Below are 15,419 nucleotides of genomic sequence, written 5' to 3' on the forward strand. Positions count from 1 at the left end.
CACCCGGGCCGCGTCGTAGCAGCGGTGCTCCCGCTCGGGCCTGCCGAAGATCCGTGCCCGCACGCACGCGGCACAGGAGATCGCCCAGTACTCGGCGCAGGACCGGTGCATATAGGAGCGGCTTCCGGGCCCGGAGGCGGAGAAGTTGATCCGGCGCACGCAGGGGTGGTGCCACCATCGGATGGTGGTTTGGCAGTCGTCGCAGAGCCTCGTGGTCGTCATCGTTCTTCCTGGAAGTTCGGTTGGAGCAGCCCGGCTGGGCCCGCCCCGTCGCCGGGACGTGTCGTGACACGGGATCGCGGTCATGGGTCCGGCCGGAGCGGGATCTGTCACCCGGGGGACGGTGGCAAGCACGCGCGGACCGTCTTCCCGCGACCGTCCGGGTCGGGGCGCCAGGACAGCTCGGAGAGCAGACGGACCAGCGGCAGCCCCCGGCCGCCCTCGTCGTCCGCGCGGGTGGCGTCCCCGTCGAAGCACGGGAAGTCGGGCAGCGGATCGGACACGTCCACGCGGAGGCCGCCGCACTCCTGGGCGCGGAGCCGAAGCGTCAGGGCACGGCCCGGGACCCGCGCGTAACGGAGGGCGTTCGTCACGAGCTCGGACACCACGAGCACCGCCACATCCGCGTCACCCTTCCAGCCGACCCGTTCCACGAACCGCTGGGTGTGACGCCGCGCCAGCGACACGACGCGCGGCACCATCGCGTAGGTCATCGACCACTCGTCGTTGTTCAGTGCCGCGGTTCCGGCGGGAGATCGGGTCAGGCCCATGGCTGCCCTTCCTGGCGTGAGCCGACCGGCGGCTCTGGGAGTGGGTGTGCCAATTCAACGAGCGGACAACGGAGTTCGACAGGCAATACGGCGGGACGCCGGGCGTCCGCTGACCGGCAATTGTTACCGGAACGGTCACCATCCGTGTGACGGTATGGCTACGGTGTGTGCATGTCGCGGAATCTCTTACTCGCCGCCCGTATGGAAGCGCGTGGCATGAGACAACAAGAGCTCGCAGATGCGCTGAACAAGCGCATCGAATCCTTCACCGGACGGTACGGGACCCTCCTCGACCGCCATATCCGGAACTGGTTGACTGGAAAAACACGGTGGCCGCAGGCGAGACAAAGGCGCGCACTCGAAGAAGAATTCGGATGTGACCTCGCCGAGCTGGGCTTCCACAAACCCCCACCCAGGTCGGCGGTACTCATCCGTCAAGCCTCCGTGGAGGAATCCGTGAAGCGACGCCGGTTCACCACCTCAGCCGCCGCCATCACCGCCACCGCCGCTCTGCCCGACACCGCGTCCGCGTCGACACCCCGAATCGGCATGGCCGACGTGGACCGGCTCCAGGCGGCGTTCACCCAGGTCCTCGCCTCCACCAACGTCCACGGTGGGAACTCCCAGCTGGAGGATCGCGCCCTCGCCTTCGCGCAACACGTCACCGAGCTCCAGACCACCGCTGTCGCCAGCCAGCGAGTACGGCAGGAGCTCTACTACCTCGCCGCAGCGTTCACCGGCAGCGCTTTCTGGGCCGCGAGCGAAGCTCAGGCACCGGGACGAGCACAGCAGTACCTCGACCGCGCGTTCCGGCTGGGCGGACTGTCCGGCAAGCCCGACATCCAGCTTCTGCTCTACGGGCACGCCGCCTTCCTCTCCTCGGACCTCGGACATACCCACGATGCGTTGGCTGCCAAGCAGGCGGCCAAGGCGTCTCCGCTCTGCCGCCGCGACCCTCTGTACCGCTCGCTCACAGCGGCCCGCATCGCGTGCTCCCAAGCCCAGCTCGGGGAACACACCCAGGCACGCCGAAGCCTCGAAGTGGCAGCCAAGGCATTTGATCAGGCCGACCCGGCGGTACCGCGCGCCGCGTGGGTCGGCTTCTACGACCGTTCCGAACTGGAAGGGCTGTCGGGTCTCGCCATGGCTCACCTCGGGATGCACGACCAGGCCGAAGCGCATTTCCACCGCACCCTCGCCCACCTGCGGCCGGAGTACCAGCGCAACAGGAAGTACTACAGCTCCCATCTGGCCATGGCCCAGCTCCGCCAAGGAGACGTGGACACGGCATACGCCACCGCTTCCTCCGTCCTTCCCGATGCCGGTGGCCCCCTGCCCACGGGGCGCCAGCGGAAGCTCCTGAGCAAGTTCCACCGCGAGTTGGCCCTGACCGACACCCGGGCCGCCACATCCTGGGCAGACCGTTGCCCCACAGGAAGGGACCACCGGTGATCGACCTCAAGCACTACTCGTTCGAAGTCCCGCCCGAGGTCCGGCAGACCATCCTCGACGTCCACGCCGCCCTCCCGGAGAGCGACCCCGGAGACCCCTTCACGGCACGGTTCCCCTGGTTCGTGGACCACTGGACGGGCAGCCCCGGCTTCACCTGCGTCATCGCGTACGACGGTGAGGCACCGGCGGGCTTCGTCTACGGCGCTCCGCTGGCCGACGGGCGTGAATGGTGGCGCGGCCACACCGAGCCGCCGACCGGGCAAACCGCCACCTACGGCGTGTCCGAACTCGCTGTCGGCGCGCGGTGGCGCGGGACCGGGCTGTCCGCGCGCCTCCATGACGCCTTGCTCGTGGGGCGGACGGAGTCGCTGGCCGTGCTGTCGGTGGATTCCGAACACCCCAAGGTCCAGGCGTTGTACGAGCGGTGGGGTTACCGGAAGGTCGGGGAGCGGCGACCGTTCGCCGACTCGCCGTTGTTCGCCGTCATGCTCCGCACCCTTCCGTAGCCGTAGCCGCAGCCAGCTCATGAAGCTCATGAAGCTCATGAAGCTCATGAAGCTCATGAAGCTCATGGAGAGGAACCCGATGATCGACCTCACGCACTACTCGGCCGAGACCCTGCCCGAGGTCCGGCAGACCATCCTCGACATCCACGCCGAGGTGCGGCACCGGGACTTCGGTCTCACGGGCCCCTTCCACACCGTGGACCGGTTCGACGAACGGCTGTCCGCTTACGCGTCCCGCCCGGGATGGTCCGCGGTCGTCGGCCATGAAGGGGATGTCCCGGTGGGATTCGCGTTCGGTATGCCGCTCGGGCCGGACACCCGTTGGTGGCGTTCCATGACGACGCCGGTGCCTCCGGGGTCGACGGACGAGACGGGTTCCCGTACGGCCGCCCTCAACGAGATCGTCGTACGGAAGCAGTGGCGTGGCCGTGGTGTCGCGCGGCAGATCCATCAGGCGTGGCTGGACCGGCGTACCGAGGAACGCGTGACCCTGCTGGTCGACCCCGCCGCCGGGAACGGTGCCGTCCAGGCCGTGTACGAGGCGTGGGGATACACGAAGTTCGGCGAGCAGCAGCCCTTCCCGGACTCCCCGGTGTTCGCCTCGATGATCAGGCCGCTGCGGGCGGCTTGAAAGCCCTCGCCGCACGTGGGGCGGGCACAGGTGCGGCTCGTGAGGGCACACCGTTACGACCGGGCCAGGATCTCCGCCTCTTTCACCGGGTCGATGCCGTGCTTGGCCCACCGGGGGTGCGCGACCGGTGTTCCGCCTTCGCTCAGCCATCGCCAGGTGTCGCGGACGGTCTCGGACAGCGGTCGGCACGCGAACCCGGCCTCCCTCGCTCGGGACGACTCGATGTTCCACACCCCGGCCTGCGTGCGCCACAGCGGGAGCTCCGTCCACTGCCGAACCGCCGCGGCCTTCAGCACGTCGTCGGGCGTCCACACGAGGTGCCCGTCACCGGCGGTGATTTCCAGGCACGCCCCGAGGAAGCCGCCCATCGTCTCGCGGCCGATCGGCGCCGTCACGTTGTAGGCGCCGCCGGTCGTCGCCGCAGCCTGGTCGAGCGCGAAGGCGGCCACGTCGCGGACATCGACGGGCTGGATGGTCCGGCCCGGCTCACCTGGTGCCAGGATCGCGCCGCCCCGCTCGGCACGGCGCAGCCACCAGGGAAGACGGCCCACGTACTCCCCGGGTCCGAGGATCACCCCGGGGCGCAGGACCGAGACGCGGTCGGGGCCGAACGCCGCCACGGACGCCCGCTCGGCCCCGGCCTTCTGACGGCCGTAGTGCAGGTCCGGCCCCTTCCAGCCGTCCGGAAGCCGTCCGAAGTCGGCGTCGGCATCGGCGGGGGCGTCCAGCAGGACGGATGACTCGGTGAGCGCTTCGGCGGGCCAGCCCTGGTAGGCGCTCACCGTGGAGACGTAGACGTACCGGTCCGCAACGGGTTGCAGGGCGTGTGCTCCGGCCAGTACATCGCGAGGCGCGAGCTCGGACGTCGACGTGTCGATCACCGCGTCCCACGGGCCGCGCCCTGCCAGCTTCGCCAAGTCGTGGACGTTCGTCCGATCCCCCTGAATCGCCCGTGTGCCGTCCGGGGTGCTTCCCGACCTGCCCCGGTTGAACACGGACACGTCCCAGCCGCGGTCTACCGCCGCCACGGCGACAGCCCTGCCCAGGAACCACGTTCCGCCCAGTACCAGAATCCTCATGACGTGATCCTTCCGCCGTGCGCACCGATCCGCCATGCCGCGTACGGGTGCTGCGCACACGACCACACCAACGGGAGCGGGCACCGTGCGGCGTGCGACGGAAGCGGGTCCGTACACGGGTTCCTACTCGTCGGTCAGCCCGAGCAATTCACGGAGGCGTCGGGCCGCAACCACCTCGTCCAGCGCCAGCAGCGGTGTGATGCCGAGCCGGTGAGCGGCGGCGAGGTTCTGTTCGCTGTCGTCGACGAACAGACACCGCTCGGCCGGCACACCGAGTTCGTCGAGCGCCAGGCGGAAGATGGCGGCGTCCGGCTTGCGCACTCCGTGCTCCTCGGAGAGCACCACCGCGTCGAAGGAGCGCTCCAGGTCGAAACCCGCGTAGGGGTCGTACGGCTCCCGTCCGAGACTGTTCGACACCACAGCCGTCCTGATCCCGGCGGCCCGTGCCTGCCGCGCCACCTTCAGCACGTGGTGGGCCGGGAAGGCGTCGTGAAGATACCTGGCCATCAGGTCGTCAGGCGCGACGCCGATCAGGGCGGCGAAGCCGGTGTTCCAGTCGGTCTGGGTGATCTCCCCGAGTTCCAGCCGCCGGAAGAGCTCCTGTCCTCGTGGATCGGCCCAGCCGCGAAGGAAGGTTCCCCTCGCGAGCCCCTCCCGGTCCTCGAAGTACGAGATCACTTCGACCATGTTGAAGGTCAGGACTCCGAAGAAGTCGAAGATCAGGCCCTGGTACTTGGGCTCTGCGGATGTCGCCATGGTGCAAAGGCTATGAGCTGGCAGGGAGTTGCAGGTCGTTCGTACAGGCGATCCGGAAGCTCACCCGGCGCTCCTGTACTCGTCGCCCTCGTCCGCGTAGACGAGGCCTGAGGTATCCCCGTCGAGGATGCGGGCGACTTGCTCTTCCTCACCCGGGTCATGGGCTTGAGGCGTACGCAGCGCCCATCGGGCCAGAACTCCGGGGACCTCGTCCGGCCCGGCGTCCTCCACGTCCTCGATGAAGGCGTCGACCAGCTCCGGAGCCAGCGCTTCACGGATGGTACGGATCGTGCCGGGCAGCTCGACCTTGCTGCCGCCGATGGTGGTGGTGAACGACTTCGCCAACTCCGGGCCTCCTCAGGCTCTCTTCGGGAGAGCCAGTGTCCTTGGGCTGACGGTCCCCGGCCCGGCGTTCGCTGAGCCCGGCCACACGTTCACTCGGGGGAGTGGGTTCCTGGGCGTGCTCGACGTGGGGCGTGCCGATGTACGCGTTACGCGGGTTACGCGGGCCGCTCGGAGGCGATGCCTCGTTCGAGTCCGTCGAGGACCACCCCCGCACACGCGGGGCCGACAGGTCCGCGAGCGACTGCTGCGCCTGCCGGGCCGGAGCACCCCCGCACACGCGGGGCCGACGAGGCGGCGTGGCGGGCGGCCGAAGCGGCGACGGGAACACCCCCGCACACGCGGGGCCGACGACCAGGGCGCGGTCCAAGGCGTGCAGCTCGGCGGAACACCCCCGCACACACGGGGCCGACACGAGCTCCGGGTGCGGGCGCTGCTGACCGGGCGGAGCACCCCCGCACACGCGGGGCCGACTGGGGCGGACCACGACGGACCCGCACCGTGCGTGGAACACCCCCGCACACGCGGGGCCGACGCAAGCTGAAGGGCCACATCGGGATACGTCGACGGAACACCCCCGCACACGCGGGGCCGACCGACACATAGCCGTCCGGGTTCCGCATCCGCCGGGAACACCCCCGCACACGCGGGGCCGACGGACTGCGCGGTCGTCTTCTTGAGCTGGAGCGAGGAACACCCCCGCACACGCGGGGCCGACCCGGCACCAGCGGACAGCCCACTGGAGGAGCTGGGAACACCCCCGCACACGCGGGGCCGACAACCCCGCAGAGTCCTTCAGCCCGGTCGCCCACGGAACACCCCCGCACACGCGGGGCCGACAAGAGCGCAAACCGCAACACATCGCGGGGCGAAGGAACACCCCCGCACACGCGGGGCCGACAGGCCGCGGCGCCTGGTCGTCGGTCTCGTCCGCGGAACACCCCCGCACACGCGGGGCCGACCGCACCGCACCCAACACCCGAGGTCAGGACACCGGAACACCCCCGCACACGCGGGGCCGACCCGTGTTCTGCGCCTCGACGTCTGCCATAGCGGGGAACACCCCCGCACACGCGGGGCCGACAGATCGTCCGCTACGCACGATCACTGATCGGGCGGAACACCCCCGCACACGCGGGGCCGACGCGCTCACCAGCGTCGGTGTCACCGTAGGCGTGGGAACACCCCCGCACACGCGGGGCCGACGCGTGGCCCGATCATCCTCGCCTACGCGTTCGCGGAACACCCCCGCACACGCGGGGCCGACGGAGGACCGGCTTGCGGAGGGCGTGGTCGACGGGAACACCCCCGCACACGCGGGGCCGACGCGATCTGCTGGTAGGCGTCCCGGTACGCCAGGGGAACACCCCCGCACACGCGGGGCCGACCGGCGAGAGGCGATGCGCGTGTCACTTCGATGAGGAACACCCCCGCACACGCGGGGCCGACGTGCGTCGATGATCCAGCCGTCTCCGACATAGAGGAACACCCCCGCACACGCGGGGCCGACCCGGTGACCGGGGCCGTGTACATGATGTTCTGCGGAACACCCCCGCACACGCGGGGCCGACGAGTACCAGGCCTCCAGCGACGTCCTCGGCCGGGGAACACCCCCGCACACGCGGGGCCGACCCTTCCTGACCTGCGGTCCTGTCACCGCAGAGGGCCGTTTTCCTTTAGTCGTGTCGTCGCCGCGGGGACGTGGCGCGGCCCCTCCCTCCGTGCTGCGGTACACATGAACTGCTCCTCAGTTGGCGGGCGTTGTCAGTGGGTGGGTCTACGTTGAAGGGCAGCATACAAAGGGGGCATGGCGTGACGGACAGTGTTCGTCGGCGTGGGGACGTCGATGCGCTCGGGGTGCTGTGGGGGAAGTCCGAGGAGCGGGCCGGGGGGACGATGAACCTTCTGGTGTCGCATCTGCTGGACACGGCCGCCGTGGCCGAGCGGATGTGGGACGGGTTCCTCGCGCCGTCGGGCCGCCGGATGCTGGACAGGCTCGCGGGCGGACCGGGAAAGGGCCGGGCGTTGTTCGCCTGGCTGTGCGGTGTGCACGACTGCGGGAAGGCGACCCCGTCCCATCAGCGACTGTGGCCGAAGGGCGCGGACGCCGTCCGCGCGGCGGGGCTCGGGTGGCACGAACCCACGTTGGCGCGGCACCGGTGGCGCCATGACCGGGCGGGGGCATTCGTCCTGCGGGAGGTGCTCGGCGCGGCCGGGTGGCGCAAGGAGCACATCGCGTGGGTGTGGCCGCTCGTCGCCGGGCACCACGGCTCGTACCCGTCGTTCAAGGCCACGGAGCAGCCGAAGAAGGCGATGAAGCAGGCCGCCGGAGGACCTGTGTGGGCCGAGGCGCAGGCGTCCGTGGTGGAGTGGCTGACGCACCGCCTCGGTTTCGACCGGGTCGCGGAGGTCGAGCCCACGCGCGTTCCCTCCCGGGCCGAGCAGATGCAGATCAGCGGGCTCATCGTGATGGCGGACTGGATCGCCAGCAACGAGGAGCACTTCAAGGGCATCGACGAGTTGGTGGAGGTGACCCCCGAGAAGGCCCGTGACCGCGCCGGAAAGGCATGGCAGGCGCTGCGGCTGCGTGGTGGGTGGGGGCGGCTGCCGGAGCCGGGACCAGAAGCCTTTCAGGACCGGTTCGGGCACGGGCCACGGCCGTCGCAGACCCTGGTCATGGACGCCGCCCGGCGTATGCCCGCCCCCGGGCTCCTCGTGGTCGAGGCGCCGATGGGCGAGGGCAAGACCAAGGCAGCCCTGATGGCCGCCGAGATCCTTGCCGCGCGGTTCGGCGCGGACGGGGTCTTCGTCGGGATGCCGACCCAGTCCACCAGCGATCCGATGTTCGAGCAGGTGCGGTCGTGGGTGGGCCGGGTGGACGAGGAGCTTCCGGCGCAGGTCGCCCTGTTGCACGGCAAGCGCATGTTCAACCGTGAGTGGCGGGCACTGGTCAAGGAGTCCGGTGACGATCCGGACGACAGGTTCGGCGGGGTGGACGAGTTCGGCGAGTGCCTGGACGAGTGCGGGGAGGACGAGTACGGGATGGGGGCTCCCGAACCGTCCGGCGCGGTCACGCGTTCGGGGTCACGCGGCCCCTCCGAGTGGTTCCTGGGGGCCAAACGCGGGCTGCTGTGCCCGTTCGTGGTGGGGACGATCGACCAACTGCTGTTCGCCGCGACCCGTAGCAAGCATGTGATGCTGCGGATGGCCGGTCTGATCGGGAAGGTCGTCGTCCTCGACGAGGTGCACGCCGCCGACGTCTACATGTCCCAGTTCCTGAAGGAGGCCCTGCGCTGGCTCGGCCAGGCCGGAGTGCCGGTGGTGCTGCTGTCCGCGACGCTCCCGCCCCACCAGCGCCGGGAACTGGTCGACGCGTATCTCTCGGGAGCCGCCTCCCGCGAGGAGTTCGAGACCGGGGACGGGCTCCCGGAGCCGCCCGGCTATCCCTCGGTCACCACGGCGTGCCTGGCGCTCGACGACGCCGGGCCGGTCCTGGAGTCGGTGGCGTGCGAGGGCTGGCGGGACGACCTCACGGTCGAGCTGGAGCTGCTGCCCGAGACGGTTCCGGCACCGAAGGCAGGGAAGGAGGTGGCCGCCGCCGCACAGCAGGCGGCCGACCGGGAGATCGCCGCACGCCTCGGCACCGCGCTCGCCGACGGTGGCTGCGCGCTCGTGATCCGCAATACCGTGGGCCGCGCCCAGTCCCTCCACACGGTGCTGTGCGAGGAGTTCGGCGCGGACGAGGTGACGCTTCTCCACGGCCGGATCGCGGTCGCCCCCAAGGCCGACCGCGTGGAACAGTGCCTGCGCGGACTCGGCCCGCCCGCGCCGACAGGCGACGCAGGGCAGCAGCGGCCACGCCTGATCGTCGTCGCGACACAGATCGCGGAGCAGTCGTTCGACGTCGACGCCGATGTGCTGGTCACCGACCTGGCACCCGTCGACCTCCTGCTGCAACGCATCGGACGGCTCCACCGGCACGACGGCGTCGTGCGTCCGGCCAGGCTGGCCCGGCCGCGTGTGCTGATCACCGGTCTCGCCGACCGGGCCGGCTCGCCGGACCCGGACATGTGGCAGCGGGACGACGCCGGAACTCCCCGATTCCTCGGCGCCTCCGAGTTCATCTACCGGCGGCACCAGCTTCTGCGCACCGCCGCGCTGGTGCGGGCGGCACTCGTCGGCGGTACGGGGGCGTGGACCATTCCCTCCCAGGTACCCGGCCTCGTCGCGAGCGGCTACGGCTCGGACGACACGGTGATGCCCCCGCAATGGCGCGCGGACGCGGAGGAGGCCCGTCGCGCCTGGACCGCTGGGGAGGGCGAGCGGGCCAGGAAGGCCGCCGCGTACCTGCTGACGCGCCTGGGGCAGAAGGAAGGGGCGACGCTGGCCGGGCTGCACTCAGGTTCCACGCCCGGCGGCCGGGCCGGGCTGGACGCACTGGTCCGGGACGGCGACGCCACCACGGAGGTCGTCCTGGTCCGGTACAACCGGGGCACGTACCGGACGCTCTCCGGCAGAGCCCTCACCGCGAACGGCGATGTCATGGACGACCTGCTGGACGACGTCCTGGGCGGGACGGTACGACTGCCCGCCTCCCTGACGGAGGACGCCCGTGGAGGACTCCGTCCGCTCCCCGGCTGGTCGGCCCATCCGAGGCTCCGGTACAGCCCCGCCCTGATCCTCGACGAGCGGGGCTCCGCGACCCTGGGGGACCGGGCGCTGCGCTACGACCGGGTACTCGGGCTGGTGGTGGGGGACGGGCCGCCCTGATGGTCTGTCCGGAGCTAGTCCGCCAAGCGTCTTCCGCACACGCTGGCGAAGCGCGCAGCGTGTGCGGCGGGAGTCCGCGATGCCTGTTCGGCGGCGAAGGGACGAGGCGAGCGGGCCCGGGACGGCGGGGGCGAGTGCGTCCGAGGTACAGAGCGGTCGGAGCGAGACGCTGCTCCGTGCCGCTCTGCCCTCCACCCCGCGGAGCGGGGCCGATCCGCCGGTGAGACGGAAAAGCGGAACACCCCCGCGGGTGGGGTCACATGATCATGCGGGGTGGCGCCAGGCATCTTCTCATTTCATTCGTCCGATACCCCTTCGCGGGTCAGGCGAATATGCAAGGCTGATCCGGCCTCGCTAGACGAAAAAGCTTGAGGGAAGAACGAGTTGTTCAATCTGGTGGATGAACCATGGCTGCGTGCGAGTCGCGCCGCCGAGGTGGACAAGAGTGGTTCCGGGGCCGGGATCCCGTACGAGACCGGGTTGAGCGAACTTCTGCTCCACGCAAATAAGTTCCGCGATCTGGTCGTGGACCTGCCGACGCAGAAGCCGGCCGTCCTGCGGCAGTTGCTGCTTCCGATCGTCGTCTCCGCCCTCGGCTGGCCGAAGGACGCCGGGGCGTGGACCGGGATGTTCGAGGCGGGAGAGTTCACCGAGGAGGAGCGGGGCAGGCTCGCCACGTATCTGGACGAGCACCGCCATCGGTTCGATCTCTTCGACGCCGTCGATCCGTTCGCGCAGGTCGCCGGGTTACGTACCGCCAAGGACGAGACGAAGGGATCGGCCCTGCTGGTGGCCACGGCGGCGACGGGGAACAACGTCCCGCTGTTCTCGTCGCGCAGTGAGGGCGACCCGCTCGAACTGACCCCGGCGCAGGCCGCCCACTGGCTGCTGCACACCCAGTGCTGGGACACCGCCGCGATCAAGACGGGTGTCGTCGGCGATCCCAAGGTGAAAGCGGGCAAGACGACCGGCAATCCGACCGGACCGCTGGGCCAGCTCGGTGTCATCATGCCGATCGGCCGCTCGCTGTACGAGACGCTGCTGCTCAACATCCCCCATGGACGGGTGGCACTGAAGGAAGACCTGCCCCAGTGGCTGCGGCGGGCCACCGAAGGGGAGACCGACGAGCCTCCTTCGTGCGCCACGCCCGTCTGGCAGCAGCGCGCGCCCCGCGGCCTGCTCGACGCCTGGACATGGCAGTCCCGGCGGGTCCGGCTGATCCCCGAGGAGACCTCCCGGGGAACCCGGGTCACCCGCGTGGTGGTGGCCGCCGGCGACCGCCTCCTCGTCAATCCCGATCTGGAGCCGCACACGGCATGGGACAGCCGCCCGCCCGCCGGCCGTGGCAGTGCGAAGGGCGCCAAGGACGCGGAGGTGAGTTCCCTCCGCCCGCGCAGGCACCGGCCGGGGCGGGCGGCCTGGCGTGGTCTGGAGGCGCTGCTGGCCGTCGGCCGGGCGGGCGAGGAGCGCGAGGCGACCGCGACCCGGGCCGGGTTCCGGACCAGTGACCTGCTGAACTCGCTCGCCGAGGCGGGCGAGGAGATGGACTCTGCGTACCCGCTCCAGATCGAGCTCACGGGGGTCATGTACGGGAATCAGTCGGCCGTCATCGAGGACGTGTTCTTCGACGAGATCCCGTTGCCCGTCACCGCACTCGACCAGGACGGCATCGTCTACGGCGCCCTGCTGTCGGCGGTGGGCCAGGCCGAGCAGCTCGCCACGGCCGTCAACCATCTGTCCGGTGATCTGCGACGGGCCGCCGGGAGCGACCCCATCCCCTGGGACAAGGGTCAGCGGCCCGGTGACACCCTGCTGCACGCTCTCGATCCCGTGGTCCGGCGGCTCCTCGCGGGCCTCCAGGCGGCGGGCGACGACTTCGACCTCGTGCGGCGCGGCCTTGAGGCCTGGGAGCACAAGGCCGGGAGGGCGACCTGGCGGGTGGCGGAGCAGGTCTTCGCGACCGCCGCCCCCGGCACCTTCGCCGGGCGGAAGGTGGTGAAGGACGGCAAGGAGCAGATCTACCGGCTCAGCACGGCGGAGGCCGCCTTCCGCAGACGGCTGAACGAGATCCTGACCCTCGCCTCCGGGCCCCGCCGCACCGGATAGCCCCGCCGCTCCCGCTCCGGTCCGGCCGGTTCGCCCGCATTCCGGACGGCCGACCCGGTCCGTCGAGCACGCCCAGGCCGACCGCACCGGCCGGGTCCGCTCCGCTGTCCCCGCCGCCCACGAGTGAACGCCGCCGAACACCACCGAACTCCGCCCACCTCCCGTCCGAAGGGGGACCGCTGTGCCCACCGCCACACCGCCCGATCCCGCCGCGCCCGCCCGATCCGTCGCCCGCCGCTACTGGACGGGACGGGTGGACAGCCGGGGCAGGTGGCGCATCGAACCGGCGAGCCGGACCGAGATGAAGCCGCCGGGCGAGGAACTCGCCGCCCTGCGGGCCGGACTGGGCCGGGCCGCCGGGACGGTCCCCGCGATGTGGCCGTTCTACACGAGCCCCGTGGACGGCCGGGTGACTGCGGAGCTGGAGGCCGAGCACGCTGCCCTGGCTCTCTACGGGCTGCACCAGCAGAGCCAGTCCCGCCCCATGCACCAGCACGGCGTCAGCCTGGGCCGGGCACTGCGCACCCTGCACCGCAGTGAACGCTTCGGCCAGGAAGCCGTGGACCGCCGGGTGGCCGCAGCGGTCTCCGCCACGTCGGTCCCCGCGCTGGTGTACCGCCTGAGGGGGCTGACCGCCCAACTGCGGAACGTGGAGCAGCCGTTGGACTACGACCGGCTCCTCCTGGACCTCCAGCGCTGGAAGCACCCCGGCTCCCGCGGCGGCGTCCGCCGGGACTGGGGCCTCGGCTACCACGGCTGGCGGAGCCCGGACCAGACGTCGGACGAGGAGCGTCCGACACCTTCCGACGACTAGCGCAAGCGCCGTGAACCGTGGGGGAAGCGAGCCGCCCCCGCGGCCAGGGCCATGACACCGACGGCTGTGCGGCACGAGCGGTCCGGCAGGGACCGCCCGCGCGCCGATCACTCTCACCGACCGACCTTCACCGACCCACCCTCATCGCGTTCCCTGCCGACCGATTCCCCGGAGGACTCCATGGCGCTGCCCGCGTCCCGTACGTTCATCGATGTCCACATTCTCCAGACCGTGCCGCCCGCCAACCTCAACCGGGACGACCAGGGCAACCCGAAAGAGGCGTTCTTCGGTGGGGTACGCCGTTCCCGGGTGTCCTCCCAGGCGTGGAAGCGCGCCACCCGGACGCACTTCGCCGAGCGGATCGCCCCGCAGGACCTGGCCACCCGTACCCGGCGGGTCAACGCCGCGCTCGCCGAGCGGATCACCGACGGCACCGCCCTCGACACGGCGACCGGGGCGAGGCTGGCGGCGGCGCTGCTGGACCAGTTGAAGATCAGCGCGGGCAAGAAGGAGGGCGACACGGCGTATCTCTTCTTCTACGGGCGGCGCCAGCTCGACGCGGTGGCCGGCCTCGTACGGGAGCGGGCGGCCGAGCTGTCCGCCCTGGACGACGCGGGGCTCGCCGAGGAGATCAAGTCCCTGCCCGTGCGGGAGCAGTTCAGCAGCGGACACACCCTGGACGTCGCCCTGTTCGGGCGGATGGTGGCGGACATCCCGGCGCTGAACGTGGACGCCGCCACCCAGGTCGCCCACGCGCTGTCGACCCACGCGGTGGAGCTGGAGTTCGACTACTTCACGGCGGTGGACGACGAGCAGACCGAGGAGGAGACCGGCGCGGGCATGATCGGCACCATCGGTTTCAACTCCGCCACGCTGTACCGGTACGCCACCGTCGGACTCCACCAGCTTCGGCGCAACCTCGCGGACGACGAGGCGGCCGTCGGCGCCGTCGGGGAGTTCGTGACCTCCTTCGCCCGGTCCATCCCCGGCGGGTACCAGAACTCCTTCGCCCACCGCACCCTGCCCAGCCTGGTGGCCGTCGTGGTGCGAGCCGACCAGCCGGTGAACCTCGTCTCGGCATTCGAGGAGCCCGTCAGCGTCAGCTCGGGCATCGCGGCGGCCTCGGCCCGGAACCTGGCACGCGAGCACAGCAGGGCCGCCCGCGCGTGGGGCGACACCCCCGACTTCACCGCCCTGTGCCACACCTTCGACGGGTCCGGGGACACGGCCGACCTGCTGCGCGGCGCGTTCGGGAAGCCTGTCGGCTTCCCGGACCTGCTCACCGGACTGCGCGCCCACCTGACCGGCCGTCTCCAGCAGGCCACCCGATGACCTCAAGTCCGTCACCGGCACCGGTGTCCGGCAGCGACGCGGAAGCCGTACTGCTGCTGCGTCTCGCCGGGCCCCTCCAGTCATGGGGCTCCCGCGGTGCCTTCAACCGCCGCGAGACCAGCCCGGAGCCCACCAGGTCCGGAGTGATCGGGCTGCTCGCCGCCGCCGCCGGGTACGCCCGGGAGCGGCCGCTGGACGAACTGCTGCCGCTGCGCCTCGGCGTCCGGGTCGACCTTCCCGGGACCCTGCTGCGGGACTACCACACCGTCAGCGACTACCGGGGACGGCCGCTGCCCCAGGCAGGCGTGAACGCCAAGGGCATCCAGAAGCCGACCTCCCCGCCCAAGCCCACCCACGTGACCACCCGCTACTACCTCCAGGACGCCGTCTTCGTCGCCGGGGTCGCGGGCCCCCGTGCCCTGCTGGAGACCCTGCACCTGGCCGTGCGCGGCCCCGCGTTCCCGCTGGCCCTGGGCCGCCGCTCCTGCCCGCCCACCCAGCCGGTCTCCCTCGGACTGCGGGACAACGGACTGGAGGACGCGCTGCGGGAGGAGCCCTGGCAGGCGTCCCGGCGCGCCCGTGAGGCGTACGCGTCGCAGCTCGGCCGGGAGCGGGGAGCCGGCCGGGCGGTCCGTCCGGCCCGCGTCGACCGTTCGCTCACGATCGAGGACCCCGACGGCGACGACGTCCTGCACGACGCGCCGGTGTCCTTCGATCCGCATGCCCGCAGCTTCACCAGCCGCCGCGTACGGCACGGCTGGCTGAGCATCCCGAGCGGATTCCCGAACCCTGACCCGGACCCCGTGGACGGCTCGGGCGACGCCGCCGGACACGACCCCTTCGCCCTGTTGGGCTGGTGAA

Annotated in this window: 12 protein-coding genes and 1 CRISPR repeat array; of the genes, 8 read left to right on the forward strand and 4 right to left on the reverse strand. The window is 71.2% G+C overall.

What is annotated here, in order from left to right:
• Positions 1 to 329: 329 nt before the first annotated feature.
• Positions 330 to 770, reverse strand: a complete 441-nt coding sequence (locus AB852_RS01595) for an ATP-binding protein (protein ID WP_073782816.1) — start codon at positions 768 to 770, stop codon at positions 330 to 332.
• 201 nt (positions 771 to 971) lie between these two features.
• On the opposite strand from AB852_RS01595, the gene AB852_RS01600 reads away from it, so the two are divergent.
• Genes AB852_RS01600 through AB852_RS01610 form a run of 3 tightly spaced genes read left to right on the forward strand, consistent with a single transcriptional unit; the run spans position 972 to position 3,359 of the window.
• Entirely contained in the window at positions 972 to 2,222 is a 1,251-nt protein-coding gene (locus AB852_RS01600) for a helix-turn-helix domain-containing protein (RefSeq protein ID WP_483883352.1), read from the forward strand.
• A complete protein-coding gene (locus AB852_RS01605; protein WP_073782818.1) occupies positions 2,219 to 2,728 on the forward strand; it encodes a GNAT family N-acetyltransferase in 510 nt (169 codons plus the stop codon). Before AB852_RS01600 ends, AB852_RS01605 begins: the two co-directional genes overlap by 4 nt.
• Positions 2,729 to 2,756: 28 nt before the next feature.
• On the forward strand, positions 2,757 to 3,359 hold the full coding sequence (locus AB852_RS01610; RefSeq protein ID WP_245876569.1) for a GNAT family N-acetyltransferase: 603 nt from the start codon (positions 2,757 to 2,759) through the stop codon (positions 3,357 to 3,359).
• A gap of 53 nt (positions 3,360 to 3,412) precedes the next feature.
• Here the strand turns inward: AB852_RS01610 and AB852_RS01615 are convergent, their stop codons facing one another.
• From AB852_RS01615 to AB852_RS01625, 3 genes are all read right to left on the reverse strand, one after another.
• Complete coding sequence (locus AB852_RS01615; protein ID WP_073782820.1) at positions 3,413 to 4,438, reverse strand: NAD-dependent epimerase/dehydratase family protein; 1,026 nt, start codon at positions 4,436 to 4,438, stop codon at positions 3,413 to 3,415.
• A 123-nt stretch (positions 4,439 to 4,561) separates the two neighbouring features.
• On the reverse strand, positions 4,562 to 5,194 hold the full coding sequence (locus tag AB852_RS01620; RefSeq protein ID WP_073782822.1) for an HAD family hydrolase: 633 nt from the start codon (positions 5,192 to 5,194) through the stop codon (positions 4,562 to 4,564).
• A gap of 60 nt (positions 5,195 to 5,254) precedes the next feature.
• Positions 5,255 to 5,539: a hypothetical protein gene (locus AB852_RS01625; protein ID WP_073782824.1), complete on the reverse strand. Its 285-nt coding sequence runs from the start codon at positions 5,537 to 5,539 to the stop codon at positions 5,255 to 5,257.
• Between the two features lie 199 nt (positions 5,540 to 5,738).
• Positions 5,739 to 7,168: a CRISPR direct-repeat array (repeat unit 28 nt; unit sequence GGAACACCCCCGCACACGCGGGGCCGAC).
• A gap of 180 nt (positions 7,169 to 7,348) precedes the next feature.
• Between AB852_RS01625 and AB852_RS01630 the strand changes: the two genes are divergently transcribed.
• From AB852_RS01630 to cas5e, 5 genes are all read left to right on the forward strand, one after another.
• Complete coding sequence (locus AB852_RS01630; RefSeq protein ID WP_073782826.1) at positions 7,349 to 10,306, forward strand: CRISPR-associated helicase/endonuclease Cas3; 2,958 nt, start codon at positions 7,349 to 7,351, stop codon at positions 10,304 to 10,306.
• A gap of 396 nt (positions 10,307 to 10,702) precedes the next feature.
• Positions 10,703 to 12,412, forward strand: coding sequence for a type I-E CRISPR-associated protein Cse1/CasA (casA, locus tag AB852_RS01635; protein WP_342748466.1), 1,710 nt, complete (start codon positions 10,703 to 10,705; stop codon positions 12,410 to 12,412).
• A 181-nt stretch (positions 12,413 to 12,593) separates the two neighbouring features.
• Entirely contained in the window at positions 12,594 to 13,226 is a 633-nt protein-coding gene (casB, locus tag AB852_RS01640) for a type I-E CRISPR-associated protein Cse2/CasB (RefSeq protein ID WP_073782830.1), read from the forward strand.
• Positions 13,227 to 13,406: 180 nt separating this feature from the next.
• The gene (gene cas7e / locus AB852_RS01645) at positions 13,407 to 14,558 is read left to right on the forward strand and encodes a type I-E CRISPR-associated protein Cas7/Cse4/CasC (protein ID WP_073782832.1); all 1,152 of its coding nucleotides are present in this window, start codon (positions 13,407 to 13,409) and stop codon (positions 14,556 to 14,558) included.
• A complete protein-coding gene (gene cas5e / locus AB852_RS01650) occupies positions 14,555 to 15,418 on the forward strand; it encodes a type I-E CRISPR-associated protein Cas5/CasD (protein WP_178390922.1) in 864 nt (287 codons plus the stop codon). Before cas7e ends, cas5e begins: the two co-directional genes overlap by 4 nt.
• Position 15,419 lies beyond the last annotated feature (1 nt).

Origin of the sequence: Streptomyces uncialis, assembly GCF_001905345.1 — a bacterium.
Lineage (GTDB): Bacteria > Actinomycetota > Actinomycetes > Streptomycetales > Streptomycetaceae > Streptomyces > Streptomyces uncialis.